This window comes from Achromobacter sp. (assembly GCF_036567245.1).
Lineage (GTDB): Bacteria > Pseudomonadota > Gammaproteobacteria > Burkholderiales > Burkholderiaceae_B > Achromobacter.
Genome location: NZ_DATCUY010000400.1, coordinates 1 through 3,208, shown reverse-complemented (window position 1 = coordinate 3,208; position 3,208 = coordinate 1). Strand labels below are relative to the sequence as shown.

The following is a 3,208-nucleotide window of genomic DNA, read 5'->3' as shown; positions in this document are numbered from 1 at the left end:
GCCGCCACGCCGCAGCCGGTGATCCAGCGCCTGAACCAGGCGGTGGCCGCGGCGGTGCGCGACCCGGCCATTGCCGGACCGTTCACGGCGCAGGGCGTGGTCCTGCGCAGCTCCTCGCCCGCGGAGTTCCAGGCATACCTGGGGCAGGAGGTCCGGCGTTGGGGCGACGCGGTCAGAATGGCGGGCATACAGCCCGAATGAATACGGCAAACGCCATGGCTGCACAGCCACGGCCATGAACGCAACAGCCTTGCGGAGACAAGCATGAACATCAGGACCCTGGCCGTGACGGCCATGCTGGGAGCGGCGCTGGCGTCGGGCGGCAACGCCCGCGCGGCGGACAAGTATCCCTCGCATCCCGTGAAGATCATCGTATCGCTGCCTCCGGGCAGCGGCGCCGACACGACGGCGCGATTCCTGTCCAAGCATCTGGCGGAGCAGTTCGGCCAGCCTTTCATCGTCGAGAACCGGCCGGGCGCCAACAGCTTCATCGCCGCCCAGGCCGTGGCGACCGCCGCGCCGGACGGCTACACCATGTTCGTGGCCAGCAATTCGCCCATGACGACCAACGCCGCCGTCTTCAAAAACCTGCCGTATGACGCGATCAAGGATTTCTCTCCGGTCGCGCCCATCGCGCGCTTTCCGATGGTGCTGGTGGTGCCTGCCAGTTCGCCATACCGCAACGTGGCGGAACTGGTGTCGGCCGCCAGGGAAGCGCCCGGCAAGCTGAACTTCGCGAGCGGCACCGCGACCTACCAGGTAGTGCTGGAGCTGTTCCATGAACAGAACGGGATCAAGGCCACGCACGTGCCGTACAAGGGCACCTCGGCCGCTCTGGCGGACCTGGCCGGCGGCGTGGTCCAGTACAGCCTGGCCGACGTCAGCGCGGCGCTGCCCCTGATCCGTGGCGGCAAGCTGCGGCCCCTGGCCGTGACCAGCGCCAAGCGCATCAAGGACCTGCCGGACGTACCCACAATGCAGGAGAGCGGCACCAAGGGCTACGAGGCCTATGCCTGGACGGCCGCGTTCTTTCCTGCGAAGGTCGATCCCGCCATCGTGGCGCGCGTGTCGGATGCGGTGCAGGCATTGGTGCGCAGCGACGAGGGCCGGGCGTTCATGGCCAATCTTGGCGGCGAGTCGTTTGTAGGCGGCCCCGATACGCTGGCGGCATTCCAGCAGGACGAACTCGAGTCCATGCGGCGCATCGCCAAGCTGGCCAACATCCAGCAGGAGTAGGCGCGCCCGCGGCCTGTCATGCGGAGACCGCTGCGGCGGTCTCCGGCCGCATCAGGCGGCAGGCCATCTCGACGAAATTGGCGGTGGTCGGCGTGGCGTTGTCCGGGTGTACGGCCAGGGCAATGCCCACTTTGATGGTGTCGGCCAGCTGCGAAACATTCACCAGGCGCACATTGCTGCCGGCCTGACGGCGGGCCACCGCCGGCACGATGGCTACCCCGAGTCCGCTTTCCACCAGGCTCAGTATGGTCTGCACCTGGATCGCTTCCTGCGCGATGCGTGGCACCACGCCCGCCTGCTGGAAGGCATACATGACCAGCGCATGCATCCCCGGCACATGGGTGCGCGAATAGCCTATGAACGGCTCGTCCGCGAGTTCGCTCAACGCAACATCCGCGCTCTCCGCATGGCGGCTGCCGGCTGGCACCGCCAGCATCAGATGGTCCGGCTGCAGCAGGGTGACGCGCGCCGCCGTGGGTTCCAGCACGGGGAAGCGCACCAGCGCCACGTCCAGCGTGTGCGCGTCCAGGCGACGCAGCAGATCGACGGTGGTGGACTCTTCGATGATCAGGTCGACGCGCGGGTAATCCTTGCGGAATTCCGACAGCAGCCGCGGCATCAGCGAGTAGGTGGACGAGCCGACGAAGCCCACCTTCAGCACGCCTTGTTCGCCGCTGGCGCCTTCTCTTGCCGCGCGGCGGATCTCCTCGGCATAGAACAGGGTGGTGCGCGCATACTGCAGCACGACCTGGCCGGCCGGCGTGGGCCGCAGGCCGGCTGGCAATCTTTCGAACAACTGCACGCCGAGTTCCTGCTCCAGCTTCTTGATCGCGGTCGACAGGGGCGGCTGAGCCATGTGCAGCCGCTCGGCGGCGCGATGGAAGTTGAGCGTCTCGGACAGGACCAACAGCTGCTTGAGCTGGCGTAGCTCCACGGGTGTCTCCCTTGATGCGCCGGGCTCGCGATATTTGTGATGTATTACCCGGTCCACATCTAATATTAGACCGGGATGTGACCCCCGTGTAGATTGCCATGAAGCCCGCGCGCACCGCGCCGGACAGGGTTTTCACGGCACTTTCGGCAGTTCGAATGCATGCGGCGGCGCCGTGCCGTCGCGCGTTCCGGGGATCACATTGGGCGCTATCAACGAGGCACTGCGGCTTGCCGCGATTCCTGCGCAGGACGAGGCCTTGCGTCCGTCCGTGCGCGCCTTCCTGCGCGAGGCGCTGAAGGACATGCCGGCGGACCGCCGCGCGCGTTCCTGGATGGGTTACGACGCGGAATTCAGCCGCGCGCTGGCGCGGCAGGGCTGGCTGGGCCTGACCTTGCCCGCCGCCTATGGCGGCGCGGCGCGCAGCAATTTCGCCCGCTTCGTGCTGAGCGAGGAACTGCTCGCGGCGGGCGCGCCGGTGTCGGCGCATTGGATCGCTGATCGCCAGACCGCGCCGCTGATCCTGCGCTACGGCTCGCCCGCGCAGCGCGATTTCTATCTGCCGCGCATCATACGGGGCGAAGCCTTCTTCGCCATCGGCATGAGCGAGCCCGACACCGGTTCCGACCTGGCCAGCGTGCGCACGCGCGCCACCCCCGACGCCGACGGCTGGCTGCTGAACGGCCGCAAGATCTGGACCACCAACGCGCACCGCTCGCATTACATGTGCGCGCTTGTGCGCACATCGGGCGCGCCGGAAGACCGGCACAAGGGACTGTCGCAGATGATCTTCGACCTGTCTCTGCCCGGCATCGAGATCCGTCCAATCCGCGACATCGCGGGCGACGCCCATTTCTGCGAAGTCCTGTTCGACAACGTCCGCCTGCCGCGCGATGCGCTGGTAGGCGAAGAGGGCAGCGGCTGGCAGCAGGTCACGGCCGAGCTGGCGCTGGAGCGCAGCGGCCCGGAGCGGATCTACTCCAGCATGCTGCTGATTGACGGTTGGCTCGCGCATCTGCGCCGGGCGGCGTCGCCGGACCC

At 67.6% G+C, this 3,208-nt stretch carries 3 protein-coding genes and 1 pseudogene; 3 read left to right on the top strand and 1 reads right to left on the bottom strand.

Annotated features, from left to right (window positions below; translation table 11 throughout):
• Positions 1 to 201 (top strand): annotated as a pseudogene (locus tag VIR09_RS17040) (tripartite tricarboxylate transporter substrate-binding protein); the annotation flags it as partial.
• 63 nt (positions 202 to 264) lie between these two features.
• Entirely contained in the window at positions 265 to 1,236 is a 972-nt protein-coding gene (locus VIR09_RS17035; protein ID WP_332013943.1) for a tripartite tricarboxylate transporter substrate binding protein, read from the top strand.
• Between the two features lie 16 nt (positions 1,237 to 1,252).
• Here the strand turns inward: VIR09_RS17035 and VIR09_RS17030 are convergent, their stop codons facing one another.
• Complete coding sequence (locus tag VIR09_RS17030) at positions 1,253 to 2,170, bottom strand: LysR family transcriptional regulator (RefSeq protein WP_332013942.1); 918 nt, start codon at positions 2,168 to 2,170, stop codon at positions 1,253 to 1,255.
• A gap of 199 nt (positions 2,171 to 2,369) precedes the next feature.
• On the opposite strand from VIR09_RS17030, the gene VIR09_RS17025 reads away from it, so the two are divergent.
• A partial coding sequence (locus VIR09_RS17025; protein WP_332013941.1) for an acyl-CoA dehydrogenase family protein occupies positions 2,370 to 3,208 on the top strand: 839 nt, incomplete at its 3' end.

What these genes read in the sequence shown, in the direction of transcription:
- VIR09_RS17035 (WP_332013943.1), top strand. Translation starts at nt 265, where the DNA reads ATGAACATCAGGACCCTGGCCGTGACGGCCATGCTGGGAGCGGCGCTG.